Annotated in this window: 17 protein-coding genes; 9 read left to right on the forward strand and 8 right to left on the reverse strand. The window is 42.9% G+C overall.

Annotated features, from left to right (window positions below):
- Positions 1-573: 573 nt before the first annotated feature.
- Together NQ117_RS11735 and gyrA are read right to left on the reverse strand one after the other, a co-directional pair.
- Entirely contained in the window at positions 574-1719 is a 1146-nt protein-coding gene (locus NQ117_RS11735) for an HD-GYP domain-containing protein (protein WP_258278241.1), read from the reverse strand.
- 172 nt (positions 1720-1891) lie between these two features.
- The gene (gene gyrA / locus NQ117_RS11740; RefSeq protein ID WP_258278242.1) at positions 1892-4399 is read right to left on the reverse strand and encodes a DNA gyrase subunit A; all 2508 of its coding nucleotides are present in this window, start codon (positions 4397-4399) and stop codon (positions 1892-1894) included.
- Between the two features lie 415 nt (positions 4400-4814).
- Here gyrA and NQ117_RS11745 point away from each other — a divergent pair, with 415 nt between their 5' ends.
- Positions 4815-5714, forward strand: a complete 900-nt coding sequence (locus NQ117_RS11745; protein ID WP_258278243.1) for a YheC/YheD family protein — start codon at positions 4815-4817, stop codon at positions 5712-5714.
- Positions 5715-5776: 62 nt separating this feature from the next.
- Here NQ117_RS11745 and gyrB read toward each other — a convergent pair whose 3' ends face one another.
- From gyrB to dnaA, 6 genes are all read right to left on the reverse strand, one after another.
- Positions 5777-7687, reverse strand: coding sequence for a DNA topoisomerase (ATP-hydrolyzing) subunit B (gene gyrB / locus NQ117_RS11750; protein WP_258278244.1), 1911 nt, complete (start codon positions 7685-7687; stop codon positions 5777-5779).
- 43 nt (positions 7688-7730) lie between these two features.
- Positions 7731-7988: an extracellular matrix regulator RemB gene (remB, locus tag NQ117_RS11755; RefSeq protein WP_144992687.1), complete on the reverse strand. Its 258-nt coding sequence runs from the start codon at positions 7986-7988 to the stop codon at positions 7731-7733.
- Positions 7989-8000: 12 nt separating this feature from the next.
- Positions 8001-9113, reverse strand: a complete 1113-nt coding sequence (recF, locus tag NQ117_RS11760) for a DNA replication/repair protein RecF (protein ID WP_258278245.1) — start codon at positions 9111-9113, stop codon at positions 8001-8003.
- A gap of 3 nt (positions 9114-9116) precedes the next feature.
- The gene (gene yaaA, locus NQ117_RS11765; protein ID WP_192027225.1) at positions 9117-9341 is read right to left on the reverse strand and encodes a S4 domain-containing protein YaaA; all 225 of its coding nucleotides are present in this window, start codon (positions 9339-9341) and stop codon (positions 9117-9119) included.
- A gap of 29 nt (positions 9342-9370) precedes the next feature.
- A complete protein-coding gene (gene dnaN, locus NQ117_RS11770) occupies positions 9371-10510 on the reverse strand; it encodes a DNA polymerase III subunit beta (protein ID WP_258278246.1) in 1140 nt (379 codons plus the stop codon).
- 181 nt (positions 10511-10691) lie between these two features.
- Complete coding sequence (dnaA, locus tag NQ117_RS11775; protein ID WP_258278247.1) at positions 10692-12044, reverse strand: chromosomal replication initiator protein DnaA; 1353 nt, start codon at positions 12042-12044, stop codon at positions 10692-10694.
- Positions 12045-12922: 878 nt separating this feature from the next.
- On the opposite strand from dnaA, the gene rpmH reads away from it, so the two are divergent.
- The 8 genes from rpmH (at position 12923) to NQ117_RS11815 (ending at position 20819) form a co-directional block, all read left to right on the forward strand.
- Complete coding sequence (gene rpmH / locus NQ117_RS11780) at positions 12923-13057, forward strand: 50S ribosomal protein L34 (RefSeq protein ID WP_028594520.1); 135 nt, start codon at positions 12923-12925, stop codon at positions 13055-13057.
- Positions 13058-13273: 216 nt separating this feature from the next.
- Positions 13274-13612 (forward strand): ribonuclease P protein component, encoded by a 339-nt coding sequence (rnpA, locus tag NQ117_RS11785; protein WP_144992675.1) that lies wholly within the window; start codon positions 13274-13276, stop codon positions 13610-13612.
- A 91-nt stretch (positions 13613-13703) separates the two neighbouring features.
- Positions 13704-14477: a YidC/Oxa1 family membrane protein insertase gene (locus tag NQ117_RS11790; RefSeq protein WP_258278248.1), complete on the forward strand. Its 774-nt coding sequence runs from the start codon at positions 13704-13706 to the stop codon at positions 14475-14477.
- Positions 14474-15256, forward strand: coding sequence for an RNA-binding cell elongation regulator Jag/EloR (gene jag / locus NQ117_RS11795; RefSeq protein WP_258278249.1), 783 nt, complete (start codon positions 14474-14476; stop codon positions 15254-15256). The genes NQ117_RS11790 and jag overlap by 4 nt, the downstream gene beginning before the upstream one ends.
- A gap of 194 nt (positions 15257-15450) precedes the next feature.
- Positions 15451-16827 (forward strand): tRNA uridine-5-carboxymethylaminomethyl(34) synthesis GTPase MnmE, encoded by a 1377-nt coding sequence (gene mnmE / locus NQ117_RS11800; RefSeq protein ID WP_258278250.1) that lies wholly within the window; start codon positions 15451-15453, stop codon positions 16825-16827.
- 171 nt (positions 16828-16998) lie between these two features.
- Complete coding sequence (gene mnmG / locus NQ117_RS11805) at positions 16999-18906, forward strand: tRNA uridine-5-carboxymethylaminomethyl(34) synthesis enzyme MnmG (RefSeq protein ID WP_258278251.1); 1908 nt, start codon at positions 16999-17001, stop codon at positions 18904-18906.
- A 76-nt stretch (positions 18907-18982) separates the two neighbouring features.
- Positions 18983-19705 carry a 16S rRNA (guanine(527)-N(7))-methyltransferase RsmG gene (gene rsmG, locus NQ117_RS11810; protein ID WP_258278252.1) on the forward strand — a complete coding sequence of 241 codons (723 nt, stop codon included), beginning with the start codon at positions 18983-18985 and terminating at the stop codon, positions 19703-19705.
- 355 nt (positions 19706-20060) lie between these two features.
- Positions 20061-20819 carry a hypothetical protein gene (locus NQ117_RS11815; protein WP_258278253.1) on the forward strand — a complete coding sequence of 253 codons (759 nt, stop codon included), beginning with the start codon at positions 20061-20063 and terminating at the stop codon, positions 20817-20819.
- Positions 20820-21036: the final 217 nt, after the last annotated feature.

The following is a 21036-nucleotide window of genomic DNA, read 5'->3' on the forward strand; positions in this document are numbered from 1 at the left end:
GTATTAGGCACGCCGCCAGCGTTCGTCCTGAGCCAGGATCAAACTCTCCATAAAAGTGTTTGACTTGCTCATTTGTAATGCTGACGAAATTCATTGCTGAATTTCTTATATCAAACGTTTCACTCGTTGTTCAGTTTTCAAAGAACAATTTCGCTCCAGATCACTCATCTTACGATTCGTTTTCTTTCGCTCTCGTTCGCCGTGTTTCTCAGTGGCGACCTTTATAATATATCATTTTCATTCTTTCGAGTCAAGCTTTTTTTAAAACTTTTTTTGAAGCCTTGTTTTTCAACTTACTTCAAGTTTCTGTTCTATTCAAGCTTGTCTCAACCGCGCCTCTCGGTGGCGGAGTTATAATATATCACGGTGATCTGAAAAGTTCAAGTATATGTACCAATCCAAATAATGGCTATGTTTCATTGTTTAATTTCAACTAACTAGATACACAGTAAAACCGCTACTCGATCATCTATTCCTTCACTGTTGATTCATAATAGCGGTTCTTTTCAAATTTCTAATTCTTCTTTGTAAACAACTAATGAAACAAAGTAAGTTCATTATGAAGCGATATAACTATTCCGATATAACCTTTTCAATATGAAGTTGTCTTTCCTCTGCTAGTCGAATGATCGTCCCCTCTACTGATACCCATGGCCTTGTAGGATATATGCTATCTATAAATACAATCTCACCCGTTCTACCATCATTCAGTTGAACAATAGTCCCTTGTGTAAGTAGAGTAAGTTTTTGAATAAACACTTGCACCATTTGCGGATCAAGTTTGCCAAATGCTTGGCGATGTAATTGCTCCAGTACAACATAAGGCGAAGCAGCCTTACGATAGCTGCGATTTTGTGTCATAGCATGGAACATATCAGCAATAGCTACCATTTTGGCATAGGGATGAATTTGATCACTCATAATTCTCAATGGATAGCCACTTCCATCAAGCCTCTCATGATGCTGTAGTGCAGCTAGCTTTACGCCTTCAGTGATCATGTTCGCAGAACGTAGTATTTCATAGCCGTAGAGCGTATGACGACGTACCTCTGTTTGCTCCACTTCCGTTAGGGACTCTTTTTTGCGAAGAACATCTTCATCTACTTTTACTTTCCCTATATCATGAAGCAAACCCGCGAGGGCAATTTGCATGCCTTCTTTTTCAGAACAACCATTCCAATGTCCAATTAAGTATGTCGTAAGTGCTACGGCAATCGATTTATGTATTAAAAAGTTTGTAGAGAGATCCTGATCAATCTCTTTTATATATATTTGGACAGCTAAAGGCTTATATTCTTTTATTTGCTCCATTAGGGGTCTTAATAGCTTACGCATTTCCATCGTTGGTACTTGATTAGCCCGAGCCATATTCAATACTTGTGACATCAATTTAGCTAGCTCCGTCCAAGCTAAGTGAAATGGTTGGTCAATGCTCGGAGTCTTTGTATCCAATTCGGCTGTATCCATCTCTAATAGCTGCTCTGCTGGTTTAGTCTGCTGATCTTTAGAAACAGGTGTCTTAGCTGGAGCTGGTTTGGCTGACTCTATTCTCTTTTTAGAATTAACATATACGTGCTTGATCATAAAGGCATCCAGTACTTCGATATCACGTTCCGTCAATACACGTCCTTTAGGCATAATGATGCCACCAAGCTCGGAGCTTACATCCTTACTCAAACAATCCCCCAGTTTAATCTGTGCGATTGGCAACATAGACATAGCTTCCACACTCCCACGATCAAATTTAAGTACGCGATGCTTATTCGCAAATGCTAGACAATAAAAAACGTGAAGACGATGTACCTTGCAGGTACGCCGCCTTCACGCATAGGACGAAGCAAATACCATGTCCTCATCTATCGATAGAGCTATTTATAGTTAGCTGTAGCACTTATTCCTCTGTGCTGCCGTCTACTTCTGGAGCAGCTCCATCTATTGATGGTTCGCCGTCTATATCTTCAGTAAGAGTTTCCTCTTCATTTTTGCTGCAACGTGTTACGGTAGATACCGTATCCTCTTCACGGATGTTAATGACTTTAACGCCTTGAGCATAACGACCCATTTGAGAAATTCCAGCGATGCTTGTCCGTATAATTGTACCAGAAGCAGTAATGACCATAAGATCATCTTCATCCTGAACAATTTTCAGACCTACAACCGCACCATTTTTCTCTGTTACGTTAATCGTCTTAATTCCTTTACCACCACGAGACTGAGAACGGTACTCTGTAGTCGGTGTGCGTTTACCATACCCCTTGGCTGTAACAATCAACACATCGTTATTCTCATCTACGATATCCATATCGATGACATAGTTGCCTTCATCAAGGGTAATACCCTTAACCCCGGTCGCACTACGTCCCATAGAACGAACATCTTTTTCAGAGAATCGGATCGACATACCAGTATTCGTACCCATAATGACTTCTTGCTCACCATCTGTTAGACGTACACCGATAAGGTCATCGTCTTCACGCAAATTGATCGCAATTAGACCACCTTTACGGATGTTGACGTAATCATCAAGTGGAGTCTTCTTCACGATACCCTGACGAGTAGCGAAGAACAGATACTGAGTACTTTCGAACGATTCGACTGGGATAACGGCGTTAATCGTTTCACCTTGTTCAATCTGAATTAGATTGATAATCGGTGTTCCACGTGCGGTACGGCTTAAGTCAGGAATCTCATACGCTTTGATCCGATACACTTTTCCTTTGTTCGTGAATATCATCAAATAATGATGAGAATCCGTTAAGAACAAGTGCTCAACAAAGTCATTTTCCTTCGTATCCATACCCATTACACCGCGTCCGCCTCGCTTCTGACTACGATAAGTCGTAGCAGGCAAACGTTTAATATAGCCGCTATGTGTAATCGTGATGATAACATCTTCACGAGGGATCAAGTCCTCATCCAAAATGCTGTCTTCACCAATCGTAATTTCTGTACGACGCTCGTCACCGAACTTCTGCTTAATCTCTTCGAGCTCCTCATGAATAATTTGCAGAACAAGTTGTTCACTCGCTAAAATTTCCTTGTACTCTGCAATCTTCTTCATTAGTTCGTTAAACTCTTCTTCGAGCTTCTCACGCTCCAAGCCAGTCAAACGACGCAAGCGCATATCGAGAATCGCTTGAGCTTGTTCATAGCTCAGTTCGAAACGCTCCATCAATCCATTACGTGCTACTTCATCAGAATGAGAAGCGCGGATTAGAGCAATAACCTCGTCGATGTGATCTAATGCAATAATTAGACCCTGCAAAATATGAGCACGAGCTTCCGCTTTACGCAGGTCATACTCCGTACGACGACGGATAACTACGATTTGATGCTGCAAATAATAGTACAGTATATCGCGTAAATTCAAAATACGCGGCTCGTTGTTAACGAGTGCAATCATATTTACACCGAAGTTAGATTGCATCTGCGTCTGCTTGTACAAGTTGTTCAAGACGACGCTTGGATTCACATCACGACGCAGCTCGATAACAATTCGCATACCATTGCGATCAGATTCATCGCGTAAATCCGTTATTCCTTCGATCTTCTTCTCACGTACAAGCTCTGCAATTTTTTCGACTAGGCGAGCTTTGATCACTTGATAAGGAAGCTCATGCACGATAATGCGCGCCTTGCCGCCATTCTCCTCGATCTCTGCACGCGCGCGCATTGTCACCGAACCACGGCCTGTAGCATATGCTTGACGTATACCCGATCTGCCCAGTATTAGACCTGATGTTGGGAAATCGGGACCTTGTATATAATCCATTAGCTCAAGCGGTGTTAATTCTGGATTGTGAATTAAGGCTTGAACCCCGTTAATAACTTCTGTTAAGTTATGCGGTGGGATGTTAGTTGCCATACCAACGGCAATACCAGACAATCCATTTACCAGCAGATTCGGGAATCTTGCTGGCAGCACAACCGGCTCTTTCTCTTCGCCGTCATAGTTCGGTGCAAAATCGACCGTTTCTTTATTCAAATCTCGCAGCAATTCTGTTGCGATCTTTGATAAACGCGCCTCCGTATAACGCATAGCCGCAGCCATATCACCATCAATGGAACCAAAGTTACCGTGCCCATCAACTAGCATATAGCGCAGTGAGAAGTCCTGTGCCATACGAACCATCGTTTCGTATACAGCTGAATCACCATGAGGATGGTACTTACCGATGACCTCACCAACGATTCTCGCCGACTTCTTATAAGGCTTGTCCGGCGTCATGCCTAACTCTGACATCGCATACAGAATCCGGCGATGTACCGGTTTCAGTCCGTCACGCACATCAGGCAGTGCACGGCTGACGATGATGCTCATCGCATAATCGAGGAATGATTCGCGCATCTCTGTACCAATATCACGTTCCTTGATTTGCGATTGTTGTTCTTCCGCCATGCTGGACCTCCTTTAATAATATCGTCTGTAACGTCCGCTTCCCAGGGGCTAACATTTGTTCACCTATCATTTATCCCCGTGAACACATGAAACTTTAACGAGTTATTCCGTCTTATTTCAACTCACAAAAAAACGGCCGCCGTTCCAAAATGGAAGCAGCACCGCCTCTCCCAGTGACATGAATTCAAAAAGCCTAATATATCGCTACTTGTATTATATTACTTTCACAAAAGGGAAACAATTAAACGTTTCCTTGAGCAGCGTCTATATCCGAACAATAATCCAGTGGAGTTAGGTGTTTGTTCTTGCCCTTAGCGGATGTCTTTTTAAACTACACACTATTATACCATGAATCCTACCCTAATACGGAATTAAATCATCACTCCTATGCTATCAACGAGAAAGGATGAACACGATGCGCATAAGACGTGTTCGCAGCAAACTTAAAAAATCAGCAGCAATTGACAAACATGTAGGGCTGAGAGTCTTTCAACCAGAAACTACATCCTTTTCACCAGAAAATTTATATCAAATGCTTTTCAAGCATAGCATGCTGTACATTAAGCCAGAGGGGGGAACCGGTGGTTCCGGCATTATACGTGTTGGGCTAACGAATCACTCAGCTTCCTATCTGCTGCAAAAAGATACGTTTAGCGAGAGATATGAGCAATTTGATCAGCTGTATGCACGCTTGACCCATTTTATCAGCAAAAAAAAGTACCTAATTCAACAAGGCATTCACTTACTTACACATAACAAACGCCCCCTTGATCTTCGTATCATGGTACAACGAAATAAGGGCGATGCTTGGGAAATGACAGGTATGCTTGCACGCGTTGCAGCTCCTCGAAAAGTAGTTACCAACTATCACCGAGGGGGCACACTGCATCAAGTAGATTCTGTCCTTAAGCAATATACTGATCCGAACCGTCTTCAAGAACTCAAAAAGCAGCTTGAAAAAAATGCCCTACTGACAGCCAAGCACCTCAATAAGCATTTCCCTACCTTAATCGAGCTCGGTATCGACATTGGTCTTGATGAGCAGTTAAAGCCTTGGATACTAGAATTGAACACCCAGCCCGATAAAAATATTTTCCGATTCCATGCAAATAAGAAGCTGTATTCGAAAATGATGAGTTATGTTCGCCATCAAGTTTTGAAACGTACAGTCAAAAAATCAAAGATTAATCCCGCACCCCAACCAATGTCTAAGGCAAAACCTAATTCCACAGCTGCTAAAAATGTGGTCCGTACCCGTCCTGCTCTAAGTCCCGCTCCTCCTGTACCCACACCTTTGTTAATCCGCAAAGACTAGAAACAATCTAGTATTAAAATAAAAGCCCCATCCAATTACTGGCTGGGGCACTTGAGCATGTATTAAATATCTAGATTTTTAACAAACTTAGCATGTTGCTGAATGAAATCACGTCGTGGTTCGACGTTATCGCCCATCAACGTATTAAATATTTCATCCGCTTGACGTGCATCATCAATCGTAACTTGAAGCATTTTACGGCTCTCTGGGTCCATCGTAGTCTCCCATAGTTGAGTCGCGTTCATTTCCCCAAGTCCTTTATAACGCTGTACGTTAATCTTCACACCTTGACCGAACTCTGCCATAATCTCATCGCGCTGCTTTTCGCTATCTGCATAGCGAATCACTTTGTTGCGTTCGATCTTGAAGAGCGGTGGCTGAGCGATGTAAATATAGCCAGAATCAACAAGCTTACGCATGTAACGGTAGAAGAACGTTAGCAACAGTGTACGAATATGAGCACCGTCAACGTCTGCATCTGTCATAATCACAATTTTGTGATAACGTGCTTTAGCTATGTCAAAGTCTTCACCAATACCTGTTCCAAGCGCCGTAATGATGGCGCGAATCTCAGCATTGGACAATATTTTATCAAGACGGGACTTCTCAACGTTCAAAATCTTACCCTTCAATGGCAAGATCGCTTGGAAATGACGATCACGTCCTTGCTTCGCTGAACCGCCTGCGGAGTCACCCTCAACGATAAATATCTCAGAGTTGGCAGGGTCCTTAGAAGAGCAATCTGCCAATTTACCAGGCAATGAACTAACTTCCAGCGCACTTTTACGGCGTGTCAATTCACGGGCACGGCGAGCCGCTTCACGAGCGCGGGCTGCTTGCGTACCTTTTTCAACAATTTTCCGTGATACAGCTGGATTCTCTTCTAGGAATTGCATGAACTTCTCAGCAAACATGGACTCAATGATACCACGAACCTCACTATTGCCGAGCTTCGTCTTCGTTTGACCTTCGAACTGCGGTTCAGGGATTTTCACCGAAATAATGGTCGTCAATCCTTCGCGGACATCATCACCACTCAAATTCGAATCATTATCCTTTACCAAGTTCATTTTACGAGCGTATTCGTTAATGACACGAGTCAATGCACTCTTGAAGCCGAACTCATGCGTTCCACCCTCATGTGTGTGAATATTATTCGCGAAAGAATAAATATGCTCACTGTAGCTGTCATTATATTGCAAGGCAATCTCACAAGAAATATGCTCTTTCATGCCCTCTACAAAAATAGGGGGCTCATGCAAACTCTCTCGATTGCGATTCAAATATTCAACGAACTCAATGATACCGCCCTCGTACTTGAACGAATTAGATGTACCTGTACGCTCATCCTTCAATACAATTTCAAGACCACGATTGAGGAATGCCAACTCTCGAATACGAGACGCTAAAATGTCATATTCATAGACTAGCGTTTCAGTAAAAATCTCGCTATCCGGCTTGAATTTTACTGTCGTTCCTGTTTCTGCTGTCTCTCCAATAACTTGCAAATCATATTGAGGCGCACCACGGCGATATTCTTGCTGGTGAACTTGGCCGTCTCGTCTCACGGTCACGATAAGCTGCTCAGACAAGGCATTTACGACCGAGACACCGACACCATGTAAGCCGCCGGACACTTTATAACCTTCACCGCCGAACTTACCGCCAGCATGAAGAACGGTCATAACGACTTCTACCGCAGGACGCTTCATCTTCGCATGTTCACCAACAGGGATACCACGACCATTATCCGCTACCGATATGCTGTTGTCTTCATGTACAGTGACGTCAATGCGCGTACAGTATCCAGCTAATGCTTCGTCAATACTGTTGTCGACAACTTCCCATACAAGGTGATGAAGTCCCTTGGAGCTGGTAGAGCCGATGTACATGCCGGGACGCTTACGAACCGCCTCCAGCCCTTCCAACACCTGTATCTGATTCTCATCATACGTATGCTGATTCAAAGACATGCCCTTCACCCACTTCTCTATATTCAGATCCGAATCAATCCGTTTATGCTTCTTCTACTCGCATCCCGCTGCGAGAGCGCTTCTTCAATGTCGTAGACGATATTGGAGAATAGTACACTTTTCCCTTTGTGACGACGATGGATTTAGCCTCTTCCTCACCGATCCATTCTACATTTTTAATTTTTTGAGAATGAGCGGCGAACTGCTTGGACAGCTTCGATGCCTTTTCAATCGTCACATCAAATATTGCGACCAACTCAGAGGAACGAATAACTCTTTCTCCGCCTAAGTGAATATACAACTAACCCACCCCTTACCGTCTGACTTGCCCGTTTTCCACGTGAAACACATTAGCATCTTGCAGCCGATGAGCATGAATGCTCTCAATACCTGTCGTTGTAATAAACGTCTGTACTTTCTCTTGGAAAGTTTCGATGAGCTGTGTTTGTCGATAAGAATCCAGTTCAGAAAGCACGTCATCCAGTAATAGTACAGGATATTCGCCAATCTCTTCATGCATGAATTCTATCTCGGCAAGTTTAAGCGACAATGCGGTTGTACGCTGTTGACCTTGCGAGCCGTACGTTTGAACTTCTTTGCCGTTGATGGAAAAAGCGAGGTCATCACGGTGCGGCCCGACAAGAGTTATGCCGCGCCGAATTTCCTGATCGTTCATTTGTGATAACTTTATCATAAATTGCTCGAATAAGACAGCTTCGTTATCCTCATCCAGCGCAAGGGAAGGAACATAAGAGATCGCGAGCTGTTCTTGTCCGTTTGTAATGCCTGCATGGATACGTTCAGCCCATACTTGCAGTTTCTTTAAATAGTGTTTCCGTTTCTTTACAATTTTAACACCATGTTCTACTAACTGTTCATTCCATATTTCGAGCATCTGCATATGAGCACTACTGCGGTCGTTCCACATCTGCTTAAGCAGGTTGTTACGCTGGACAAGCACCTTCTGATATTGCTGCAAATGAAATAAATAGCCAGGGTGAACTTGTCCAATTTCCATGTCTAGAAAGCGTCGGCGTACACTAGGTCCGCCCTTTACGATTTCCAAATCCTCTGGTGCGAACATAACCACGTTAAGCGAACCGATAAAGTTGCTCAGTTTTTTCTGTTCCAACCCGTTCAACTTGGCCTTCTTGCCTTGCTTTGCAATATTTAGTTCTAGGTTATAGGTTCCGTATTTGCGTTCAACGGCAGCACGCAATAGCGTATGATCTTTATCCCACGCAATTAGCTCCCTATCCTTGGCTGTCCGGTGCGACTTCGTCAGCGCAAGTACGAAGATCGATTCGAGCAAATTCGTCTTCCCCTGGGCGTTGCGGCCGACGAAGATATTCACGTTGTTGTTCGTATCAAGCTCCATCGTCTCATAGTTTCGATAATGTTGGAGAGATACTGATTTAACGAACACCGATTATGCCTCTGTTGTCTGCACGACACGGAATGTGCCGCAGTCCTTTACTTCAACCGTATCCCCGTCACGCAGTTTACGCCCACGGCGGTCTTCTGGCTCTGCATTTACTCGAACCGCCTGCTCTGCGAGCATCACTTTTACATGACCACCTGTAGAAACGCAATCAGCCAGCTTCAAAAACTGTCCTAATGTAATATAGTCCGTCTGTATATGAATCGATTTCATTTGTGTCCTCCTGGCATAGCTGCCTATAACTAATTCGTCGTGCGATAAGGCAAGATGAGATGCAAGCTGTTTACATGCTCAGTTGGCTTAATAATAATTGGGCTCATTGCGCCAGTGAAGCCGATGAAAATTTGCTCGCATTCGACAACTTTCAATACATCAAGCATATATTTGGAGTTGAAAGCGATACGTAAAGGTTCACCATCAAATCGCTTCACTTCAAGTTGTTCCGTAACTCGTCCTAACTCACTTGAGCTGGAAGAAATCTCGATTGTTCCATCTTCTTTCGTCTGCAAACGGACAATATTCGTTTTCTCCTCACGAGATAGCAAATACGCACGATCGATAGCTTCCGTCAAACCTTTTGTATCCAAAACAAGTTCTGTTTTGTATTGGTTCGGAATAATTTTAGAAGTGTCAGGGTATGTCCCATCCAAAATTCTTGTATAGAACAACACGTTGCCTACTTTAAACAGAACTTGATTGTCGGCAACAACAATATCCACTTTCGTATGCTCCGGGATAATTCTGCTCAATTCGTTCAATGTTTTACCTGCAATAACAATGTTGTAAAAATGAAGGTCTGAATCAACCTCAATAGTCGCAGAACGGCTTGCTAGACGATGACGATCAGTAGCAACGAACTTCATTTCCCCATGCTGTAACTGCCAAAGTACACCTGTCAAAATAGGCGTTGTTTCGTTGGAGGAAATAGAGAACACAGTTTGCTTAATCATGGTCTTTAACAAATCGCCATTAACAGTTAATACTTGATTCTCTTCAACGCTAGGCAAAATAGGATATTCTTCTGGATCGAGGCCGACCATTTGAATATCAGTGGAGCCTGCGCGAAGGAATGTTTGAAATTGATCTCTTACTTCAATCTCAATATTAGCGGATGGAAGCTTTTTAATAATTTCCACGAAAAACTTAGCAGGTAAAACAACACTACCTGGACGCTCAATTTGAGCAATGGTTTGACGGTCATCCTCAACAGGAATAAAACTTTGAATCGAAATATCTGTATCGCTTGCTGTTAGTGTTACTCCCTGCATCGTAACGTCAACTTTGATACCACTCAAAATAGGAATCGTTGTTCGACTCGAAATTGCTTTCGAAACGTTTTGTATCGCTTCGTTAAGTTGTTGTTTCAAAATAGATAGCTTCATCGTTTCACTCCTTAAACCGATGTTTAGGTCTTAGTTGTATTCGTTTATTTATAAGATGATCTTATATTTATTTATATAGTAGTAATAGTAGGGGCACTGAATATGTGGATAAGTCCAAAAAACCGCATAAAGTAAAGCCTATCCACATGTGTATAGTTTGTGCATAGGCTTTGTATTTTGTTCACAATGTAGGGTTTTTAATTTTATCCATTAAATTCTGAATGACCTTATATAAATCCTGATCATTATCTATGGCTTGCGATATTTTTTCATGGGCATGAATGACCGTTGTATGATCACGCCCACCGAACGCCTCACCAATCTTAGGCAAAGAGTAATCCGTCAATTCACGTGACAGATACATCGCAATTTGCCTTGGGAAAGCGACAGCCTTCGTCCGCTTACGAGCTTTGAAGTCTTCCAGGCGTAGGCCATAGTACTCTCCAACTCGCTGCTGAATGTCTTGAATCGTAATCATCTTCGGGCGGCTCGAAGGAATAATGTCTTTGAGTGCTTCCGCTGTTAGATGCGTCGTTATATCTTGATTCATCATCGTAGAATAGGCTACAACGCGAGTTAAAGCCCCTTCCAGCTCACGAATATTCGTATTGATCTGATTCGCAATATAAACCATTGCTTCATTCGGAATATCAAGGTTCTCAGCTTTGGCTTTCTTCCGAAGAATGGCGATACGTGTCTCAAGATCAGGCGGTTGAATATCGGTAATTAAACCCCATTCAAAACGAGAACGCAAACGTTCTTCGAGTGTCTCGATCTCTTTTGGCGGACGATCACTTGAGATGATAATCTGCTTGTTTTCCGTATGCAGCGCATTAAAAGTATGGAAGAATTCCTCTTGTGTTGATTCCTTGCCCGCTAAGAACTGAATGTCATCAATAAGCAAAATATCGATATTGCGATATTTGTTGCGGAAGCTTTCTCCACGATTATCACGGATCGCATTAATGAATTCATTCATGAACTTTTCTGAAGTTGTATAGACAACTTTGGCATTCGCATTATGCTCCATAATGTAATGACCAATAGCGTGCATCAAGTGCGTCTTACCAAGTCCTACGCCCCCGTATAAAAAGAGGGGATTGTAAGCTTTAGCAGGTGCTTCTGCTACTGCGAGCGAAGCTGCATGAGCAAAGCGGTTATTTGAACCAATAACGAACGTATCGAACGTATATTTAGGGTTCAATTGACTGGCAACCGGCTCTTCATTTGATGTACGAACGACTGGTGCTGGCAGAGGGACAACCTCAGGTTCTGGTTCGGCTGCCTCTTCAATAATAAACTTCACGTCTACTTGTTTGCCGTTCATTTCATAAATGGTCGAGCTGACAAGATTCGTATAGCGACTTTCCAGCCACTCGACAGCAAATGTATTCGGTGCCGTTATAATGATAATTTTGTCGGTGTACTTGACCGCATTCGTAGCTTTGAACCAAGTGTCAAAGCTCGGCTTGCTTAATTTCGATCGAATAACGGATAGTACTTCCTGCCAATGCTCATTTACTTGGCGATCCACAGATGGTTTCACTCCTTCAAACCTGTTACGTCGTCAGGGACGCTTGTTCCGGCTACGAAGCCATAAGGACAAGTTCCCCGACAATTGGCGCAAACGGAGGGAGGTTGAAACGTGAAAGCCCTCTATCGGATATCAAGCGCATTGTCGGGGTCTATGCTGATACGACACACATCGAGCATGTCGAAATTAATGAAATTGAGTTGAGTTATTTATCCACAATACAAACAGATAAACTAATAATAATATAAGGCTGAGGATAACTTGTTCACAACATTATCCACAGATTGTGAATAACTTAGAGTGAATCGAAATTATTCACATCAGAAAAGCAATATAATCATAGCAGATGAGCCCTTATTTTTCAACGATAGGGCGTTTTTTATCCACAAATTCAATAACTTGTGTATAAAAATTATGTACACCACAAGATATTGTTTACAACCTGTGATTTTTCGACATGTTCCTTACGATTGCCGTCGAAATTTATACACAGGTTACTATGGAAAAATAGATAAAATCGAAAAGGTTTTGCACATGTGAATAACTATATAGAACGTAAATAGGAATCTAATTTGCACGATAGGCTGTGGATAGTTTCTAAAGATTTTAGAGGTTGTAGAGAATATACATTTATTAAGGAATGAAAAGAGGAAGAGAGGGAGATGGGGCGCTAGCGGTGGATCTTAAGAAGGAGAGAACATCGTGAGGATCTACTTTTTGAAAGAAAAGATCCTCAATTTGACCAAAGTGTACCGTTTGTAAGTGAATGGATTGACTTTTAGGATTAATTCTGATTAAATATATAAAGGTATTTTCGTGAGACAAACAACAACATTCGTAATGAATAGATTGACTCTCAAGAGGAGGTGCAAGCAGAAATGAGACCGACTTTCAAACCAAACGTAAGCAAACGCAAAAAGAATCACGGTTTCCGTGCACGCATGAGCACGAAAAACGGCCGTAAGGTTCTAGCTGCTCGTCGTCAAAAAGGCAGAGCTAAGTTGAGCGCATAATAGCTGTTTATGCAAGACCACGGGTAGTGGTCTTTTTTTCTACCTAAAATCATTAACAATTGGCATATGTTCAGAAGGTTACATTTGAATTACTTCTTATATATAGGGTTTATTCTGCGGAGCTCAGGTACATACTTGGAGCAAGATAGTTACCCGATAGGTAGCGATTTCCGTATGATCATGAACCTGAATTCGATGAGTGAGAGGAATGCGAACGTGCAAAAACAATATCGTTTGAAAGACCGCAGAGACTTTGCTCGTGTATATCGCCATGGCCGATCAGCAGCGAATCGCCAGCTAGTCCTATATGTCTTTCATCGTCCTGAGGTGGAGCGGTTCCGCGTCGGGATATCTGCAAGCAAAAAAATAGGAAATGCAGTTGTCCGCAATCGAATGAGACGCTTAATTAAGGAAATAATGCGTCTGCAGGCAGGCAAAATTATTGATCATGTTGATCTCGTATTTATCGTTCGCAACGGTGCGACAGAGATGGATTATGAGCAATTGCGGAAGAGCGTTCACCATGTGTGCAAACGTGCTTCTGTATATAGATAAATTGCAGTGCAATCAGATGATCAAGCGTTTCCATTGACTCGTAAAATATGATATATTTACAGTTGGAATCGTATGGTTTAGAGAGGAGTTAATGCTATTGTCACTTAAGAAGTTGCTTAACAATCGCAAATGGCTTCTGGTGGCGGGTTCTATCATGCTGCTTGCAGTTTTGACGGGATGTACGTCCATGGAAACAATGACAGAAGACCAACTTCGCAGCGGGAACTTCTGGGAGCGCAATGTTGTCTTGTACTTTACATTGGCACTCAATACGTTCGCAGACTGGTTCAATGGCGAGTACGTATTAGCTATATTGCTATTGACGATCATCGTTCGAACAGCTATATTGCCGCTGACGATCAAACAGATGCGTAGCTCTAAGGAAATGCAAAAGCTTCAACCGAAGCTAGTAGAATTGAAGAAGAAGTACAAAGACAATCCGCAGAAACAACAAGAAGAGACGGTGAAGCTGTTCCAACAGCATAACGTCAATCCGATGGCGGGTTGCTTACCGATATTGATTCAGATGCCGGTGTTCATTGCGTTGTACAACGCAATTTACTTGAACGATGAGATTCGACATCATACGTTCTTGTGGCTCCAGCTTGGTGAGCCAGATAAATGGGTACTGCCAATCCTTGCTGCTTTGACGACATTCATTCAATCTAAAATGATGATGTCACAACAGCCAGCACAGCCAGCTATGCAATTTATGACGTTAGTATTCCCAGTGTTGATCTTCATCATGTCGATGCAGTTCCCGGCAGCGTTGCCGCTTTACTGGGTATTCAGTAATATTTACACCATTATTCAGAACTTTTTCCTTTATCGGAACAATGATAAGGAGGTTCAACCGGCGAAATGAAAACGTTAATTGTATCAGGAAAGACAATCGAACATGCAATTCAGAAAGGTTTGGCGGAACTCGGCGTGACGCAGGACCGTGTACAGGTTCGTATTTTGGAGCAGCCTACGAAGGGATTCTTTGGCCTTATTGGTGGAAAGCCAGCTAAGGTAGAGCTTACTGTGGTAGAAGCTGTTCAATCGGACAAGCCAGTGCCAGCTGAGAGTCAGTCAGTAGAAGGTAAAGCTTCTATTTCATCAGCTGTACAAGCAGTACCGGAGGAAGAAGCGTTATCAGATTCCGCACAGTCAGAAGAGAAAACAGTTCGTGCTAGCGTGCAAGATCAAACAGCAGGTATCGAAGAGGCAAAACAGTTCATATTGGACGTTACTCAATCGATGGGGCTCGAAGTAGAGATTGCGATAGTGAAGCGTAAAGACACGGTTGTATTCGATATTTCCGGTTCCGACCTTGGCCTTATTATTGGTCGTCGTGGCCAGACATTAGATTCCCTTCAATACTTAGCGAATTTGGTGGCTAACCGCTATTCTGAGCAGCATGTGCGTCTTGTCCTTGATGCAGAACAATTCCGTGATCGCCGGAAACAAACCTTGGAATCGCTGGCTGATCGGCTTGCGACCAAAACGGTCCGTACGCACAAGGAAATGATACTTGAGCCAATGACGCCGCAGGAACGCAAGATTATACATGCCAAGCTCCAGGATCATCCGAAGGTGAAGACGTACAGTAAGGGTGAAGAGCCTAATCGCCGTATCGTCATTGCCTTGAAATCACAATAACCTTATAAGAATGAACGTATAGTGATTGTTTATAGCAGGCTTCTCATCGTGAGAAAAGCGTTGGAAACAAGCTCTTATAGATGTTATCGTTGCAGGATGATGAACGAATGTGCGCAATGATTGTCCCTCTGCCCCTATATAGGCAGGCAAAGGGACAGTCATTGCTTTTTTTCTAGAGGTGGAGGTAAAAATATATGATGACGGAAACAATTGCTGCCATATCGACGCCGCTAGGTGAGGGCGGTATTGCGGTCATCCGTGTAAGCGGAGAGACGGCTGTGCAGGAAGTGGAGCGCATTTTCCATTCAAAGACTAAGCTGACTGAGGCAGCAAGCCATACAGTCAATTATGGATATATTGTTGACCCTGATACAAATGAGCGGATTGAAGAAGTATTAATTACCGTTATGCTTGCGCCGCGTTCTTATACAATGGAAGACGTTGTTGAGATCAACGTTCATGGCGGAGTCGTGTCGATGCGTCGCGTCATGGAGCTGCTGCTGAAGCTAGATATTCGTGTGGCGGAGCCAGGCGAGTTTACGAAGCGTGCTTTCTTAAACGGACGTATTGATCTATCTCAAGCCGAGGCAGTTATGGACTTGATTCGCTCGAAGTCTGACCGTGCCTTTGATGTTGCGATGAAGCAGGCTCAAGGCCAGCTATCGAAGCGAATTAAAGATTTGCGTTATAACTTGGTGGAGACACTTGCTCATATTGAAGTGAATATTGATTATCCAGAGCATGACGTGGATGAGCTTACGGGTAATTTTATTCAAGAAAAATGTGGCTATGTTATGGCTGAGATCGATAAGCTGCTTAAGACAGCTTCTGAGGGTAAAATACTAAGAGAAGGTATTATGACTGCAATCGTGGGTCGCCCTAATGTAGGTAAGTCCTCGTTGCTTAATGCGCTTGCTCAAGACAATAAAGCGATTGTTACAGATATTCCAGGTACGACACGTGATGTGATTGAGGAAATGATCACGATCAATGGGATTCCGCTGCGCTTACTTGATACTGCAGGAATACGTGAAACGAATGACGTTGTAGAGCGTATTGGGGTAGAGCGTTCACGTACAGCGCTGCAGGATGCAGACCTCGTCTTGTTCGTGGTTAACAATAATGAGCCATTGCAAGCCGATGAGCGTGAATGGTTGCAACAAATTGAAGGTAGACAAGTTATCATCATTGTGAATAAAATGGACTTGCCTAATCAATTAGATATGCAGCAGTTAGCTGCATTGGCAGGCCGTTTCCCAATTGTGAAAATGTCTGCAATGCTGCAGGATGGTATTGATGCATTGGAATCCGCTATTTCCGATTTATTTTTCAGTGGGAAAGTGGAATCGAATGATGCAACTTATGTGAGCAATGTGCGTCATATTGGCTTGCTTCATAAGGCGCGTCGTTCCTTGCAAGATGCGGTTGAAGCGTCTCAGGCAGGCATTCCAATCGACATTATGCAGATCGATGTCCGTACGGGATGGGAGCTGTTAGGGGAGATTGTTGGTGATTCAGTAGGCGAGTCCTTAATTGATCAAATCTTCTCACAGTTCTGTTTAGGTAAATAAGGCAAGATGTTTATGTCGTTTTGTTGAGCGGATGAATCCGCTTGTGTATAAGGAGCAGATTATTTCAATAAGATTGGTTTAAGGCAGCTAGCTGTGGATAATATGAACATTATTGTTCTAGTTCCATTTAGGCAGCAGTTAGGACTTAGAGCCTTTGAAGGAGGGAAAGAGATGCCATTCGTTGCAGGTGAGTACGATGTTATTGTTGTAGGAGCAGGGCATGCAGGTTGTGAATCTGCATTGGCTTCCGCTCGTATGGGATGCAACACGCTTCTCTTGACGATTAACTTAGATATGGTCGCATTTATGCCGTGCAATCCGTCAATAGGCGGACCTGCAAAAGGTCATGTCGTGCGTGAAATTGATGCGCTTGGCGGAGAAATGGGCCGTAACATTGATAAAACATACATTCAAATGCGGATGTTGAATACAGGTAAAGGACCTGCTGTACACGCACTCCGTGCGCAAGCGGATAAATTCCTTTATCAGCATCAAATGAAAGAGACGATTGAGAACACAGCTAACTTGACGCTGCGTCAAGGCATGGTTGAGGAGCTAATCGTTGAAGATGGTCGCTGCGTTGGTGTTGAAGCGAAGGGTGGAGCACAATACTTTGCGAAGGCAATCGTTGTTACGACAGGTACGTATTTGCGCGGTAAAGTCATTGTCGGTGAACTTATTTATGAGAGCGGCCCGAACAACCAGCAGCCTTCTTTGAAGCTGTCTGAAAGTTTGAAAAATCTTGGGCTTGAACTCGTAAGATTCAAGACAGGAACACCGCCACGTGTTCACGGAGATACGATTGATTTCAGCAAGACGGAAATTCAGCCTGGTGATGAAAAACCTAAATTCTTCTCTTATGAGACGAAGCATGCGGATAACGAGCAGCTTCCATGCTGGCTGACGTATACTTCTGCAGATACGCATGAGATTATTAACAGCAACTTGGACCGTGCACCTATGTTCTCTGGTGTTATTGAAGGTACAGGTCCACGTTATTGTCCATCGATTGAAGATAAAATTGTTCGTTTTGCAGACAAGCCGAAGCATCAAATTTTCTTAGAACCAGAAGGAAAAAATACGCGTGAGTATTACGTACAAGGTCTTTCCACAAGTATGCCGGAAGATGTACAGTTGCGTATTCTTCGCTCTATTCCTGGACTTGAGAACGTAGAAATGATGCGTACGGGTTATGCCATCGAGTATGATGCAGTCGTACCTACACAGCTATGGCCATCTCTAGAAACGAAGAAAGTAGACGGCTTGTTCACAGCTGGACAAATTAACGGTACTTCTGGTTATGAAGAAGCAGCGGGTCAAGGTCTTATGGCTGGTATTAACGCAGCTCGTAAAGTCCAAGGTAAAGAGCCGGTTATTTTGAGCCGTTCTCAAGGTTATATTGGGGTTCTTATCGATGATCTTGTGACGAAAGGGACGAATGAACCGTATCGCTTGCTTACTTCTCGTGCAGAATATCGTTTGCTACTTCGTCATGACAATGCGGATCTCCGTCTAACGCCGACTGGTCGTGAGATTGGATTGATTATGGATGAGCGCTTTGCGGCATTTGAAGAAAAAGTTTCGCTTATCGAGCAGGAAACAGCACGCTTGAAGGAAACTCGCGTTCGCCCGGATGAAACCGTTCAGGCTATGCTGCAACAAGCTAATTCTGCACCATTGGTAAACGGTATCGATGCATTAACATTGCTTCGCCGTCCTGAGTTGTCTTACGCTCATATCGAGAGTCTATATCCATCTCCTTTGCCATTGGATGAGGATATGAAAGAACAGGTTGAGATTCAAGTTAAGTATGCGGGCTATATTGATAAGCAACTTATTCAAGTAGAACGTCTACAGAAAATGGAAAAGAAGCGTATTCCAGAAGATATCGATTACAGCCTTATCCATGGGCTTGCGATGGAAGCGAAGCAAAAACTGGATCGTATTCGTCCGCTATCTATTGGTCAGGCGTCGCGTATTGCAGGAGTAACACCTGCTGATATTTCGATCCTGTTAGTTTATTTGGAACATTATAACCGTGTAACGGCTAAAAAGCATGCGGAGACGGATGCTGGATAAATGATGATGACGGCTCAATGTTCACGTTAAGTGTTCGTTGGGCCGTTATGCAGTCTTGAAGAGGGAGAACGGAACTATGGATCAAATTCAACAACAGTTACTGGATTGGCTTGCCCCACACGGGCTATCTGTTACAGAGCGCCAATTCGAACAACTTGATCAGTACGTGGAAATACTGGCTGATTGGAATGAACGGATGAACTTGACTGGAATTACGGAGCGTGCGGCTGTATATGAGAAGCATTTTTACGATTCATTGACGCTGGCGTTCTACGTACCAATGAAAGAAATCAACTCGATGATTGATGTAGGTTCTGGAGCGGGATTCCCAGGTATTCCACTGAAGATTATGTTTCCGCATCTGAAATTAACGATCGTGGATTCCTTGAATAAACGAATTGGGTTCTTGAAGCATCTTGCTACAGAGTTGGGGCTTGAGAATGTCAATTGTGTACATGCTCGTGCAGAAGAGGCAGCACGTAAGCCTGAGCACCGAGATCAATATGATCTTGCTACAGCTCGTGCAGTTGCTCGTATGAACGTATTAAATGAGTTCTGTTTGCCGTTTGTACGACCTGGTGGTACGTTTGCTGCGATGAAAGGTAATAATCCAGCAGAAGAGATTGCAGAGGCTTCACGCAGCCTTCAGCTGCTTCTGGCGAAGCGTGCAGCTGATCATAAATTATTGCTTCCATTGGAGCAATCTGAGCGTCATATTGTACTTGTGGAAAAGACAGGAAAAACACCTAAGGCTTACCCTCGTAAGCCAGGTACCCCGATGAAAGAGCCAATTATGTAGATTTTTGATATCAATTGAGCCTTGCCGCTTCGTTTGTGTTCATTGTTTGACACTGCGTTGTGCAGGTAAAGCAAGGCTCAACCACATCAAAGGAAAGATTAAGGAGTGTCACTTTGAACTTCATCTACTGCTAATCTAGTACTGGCAGATTCCTCATAGCACTGAGTTTAACTATCCACCTTTGATCTAACTTACGTTACATGTTCAATTATCCTCCCCTCTAAAGACTATTAATTAAGAGAAATTTCACTAAAAATATACATTGATAGTCATTTTCTTACTGGAATCATTTAATTTCCAATGATAAAATTGAGAATCTATTCATACATTCTGATTAAAGGGGAGAAATAAAAGAATGTGGACATCTCTAGGGGGATTTAGAAAAAAGGAAGGCAATAATTCAACTAAAAAAGCTGTATTAACTCTTATGACATGTCTTTTAATTACAGCTTCTCTCGTTGCTTGTTCACCTGCTAAGGAAAGTACAGAGGCCACTACTACAGAAGTGCCTGCTGCTAGCGCAAACAACACGCAATCGACTGAAAAAGAAGATGAAGCGGCAAAGGAAGCTGAGGAAGCAATAGCAAAAGCTAAAGCAGAGGAAGAGGCTAAACGAAAAGCGGAAGAGGAAGCACTAGAGGCTAATAAACAAACTCAAGTTGCGAACGCAATGACACTTATCGTTCCTCACTTGGCTCCAGATAAAGTGTTGCAGCAAAAAACAATTGATTACTTAGTTGCTAACCATCAATTGTTCCCTGCGGTTACGGCTGAAACTAAAGAGGCTGCAAAAAATGCAGTTGATAAAAACATTACTAGCCGTCATTTGTTCAAAAATGTAACTCCATATCTAGACAAAATGTTTAGTGTGCAAGGTAGTGTTGTGCAGGTTACCGAGGAAGAATCCGATATGGGTACGATTGCTACTGTTCACATTATGGATGAGAGTGGAAATTCCATTGTCGGTATCTATTTCGGCTCTACTGGAGACATTCTTGATGGTGACCAAGTAAGATTGCGTGGTGTTCCAACAGCTAGCTATTCATTTGATAATATCGGTGGCGGAACGACGAATGCTATTTTATTAACGGTTTCTACCGTTCAAAAAGTATAATATATAAACTAATAAGCACTCTTACTGCAATACTCCCTCAATAGGAATATATCAGAAGAGTGCTTTTTCTATATTTAAAACCATTGAAATTGTAACTATAATAGGAGCCAATTCTTCTATCTATTTCTATGAAAACTATGATACGATACATATATGGAACTTTGGCAATGAATTATTAATGTTTCACGTGAAACAAAAGGATATTTGCAAGAAAAAG

Source organism: Paenibacillus sp. SC116, from assembly GCF_024733555.1.
Classification (GTDB): Bacteria; Bacillota; Bacilli; order Paenibacillales; family Paenibacillaceae; genus Paenibacillus_B.

Bases quoted from the DNA above. Each gene is read 5' to 3' on its own strand.
- NQ117_RS11735 (WP_258278241.1), bottom strand. From the start codon at position 1,719: ATGTCTATGTTGCCAATCGCACAGATTAAACTGGGGGATTGTTTGAGT.
- rsmG (WP_258278252.1), top strand. From the start codon at position 18,983: ATGGATCAAATTCAACAACAGTTACTGGATTGGCTTGCCCCACACGGG.
- gyrA (WP_258278242.1), bottom strand. From the start codon at position 4,399: ATGGCGGAAGAACAACAATCGCAAATCAAGGAACGTGATATTGGTACA.
- dnaN (WP_258278246.1), bottom strand. From the start codon at position 10,510: ATGAAGCTATCTATTTTGAAACAACAACTTAACGAAGCGATACAAAAC.
- mnmG (WP_258278251.1), top strand. From the start codon at position 16,999: ATGCCATTCGTTGCAGGTGAGTACGATGTTATTGTTGTAGGAGCAGGG.
- rpmH (WP_028594520.1), top strand. From the start codon at position 12,923: ATGAGACCGACTTTCAAACCAAACGTAAGCAAACGCAAAAAGAATCAC.
- NQ117_RS11790 (WP_258278248.1), top strand. From the start codon at position 13,704: ATGCTATTGTCACTTAAGAAGTTGCTTAACAATCGCAAATGGCTTCTG.
- NQ117_RS11815 (WP_258278253.1), top strand. From the start codon at position 20,061: ATGTGGACATCTCTAGGGGGATTTAGAAAAAAGGAAGGCAATAATTCA.
- jag (WP_258278249.1), top strand. From the start codon at position 14,474: ATGAAAACGTTAATTGTATCAGGAAAGACAATCGAACATGCAATTCAG.
- gyrB (WP_258278244.1), bottom strand. From the start codon at position 7,687: ATGTCTTTGAATCAGCATACGTATGATGAGAATCAGATACAGGTGTTG.
- mnmE (WP_258278250.1), top strand. From the start codon at position 15,451: ATGATGACGGAAACAATTGCTGCCATATCGACGCCGCTAGGTGAGGGC.
- yaaA (WP_192027225.1), bottom strand. From the start codon at position 9,341: ATGAAATCGATTCATATACAGACGGACTATATTACATTAGGACAGTTT.
- NQ117_RS11745 (WP_258278243.1), top strand. From the start codon at position 4,815: ATGCGCATAAGACGTGTTCGCAGCAAACTTAAAAAATCAGCAGCAATT.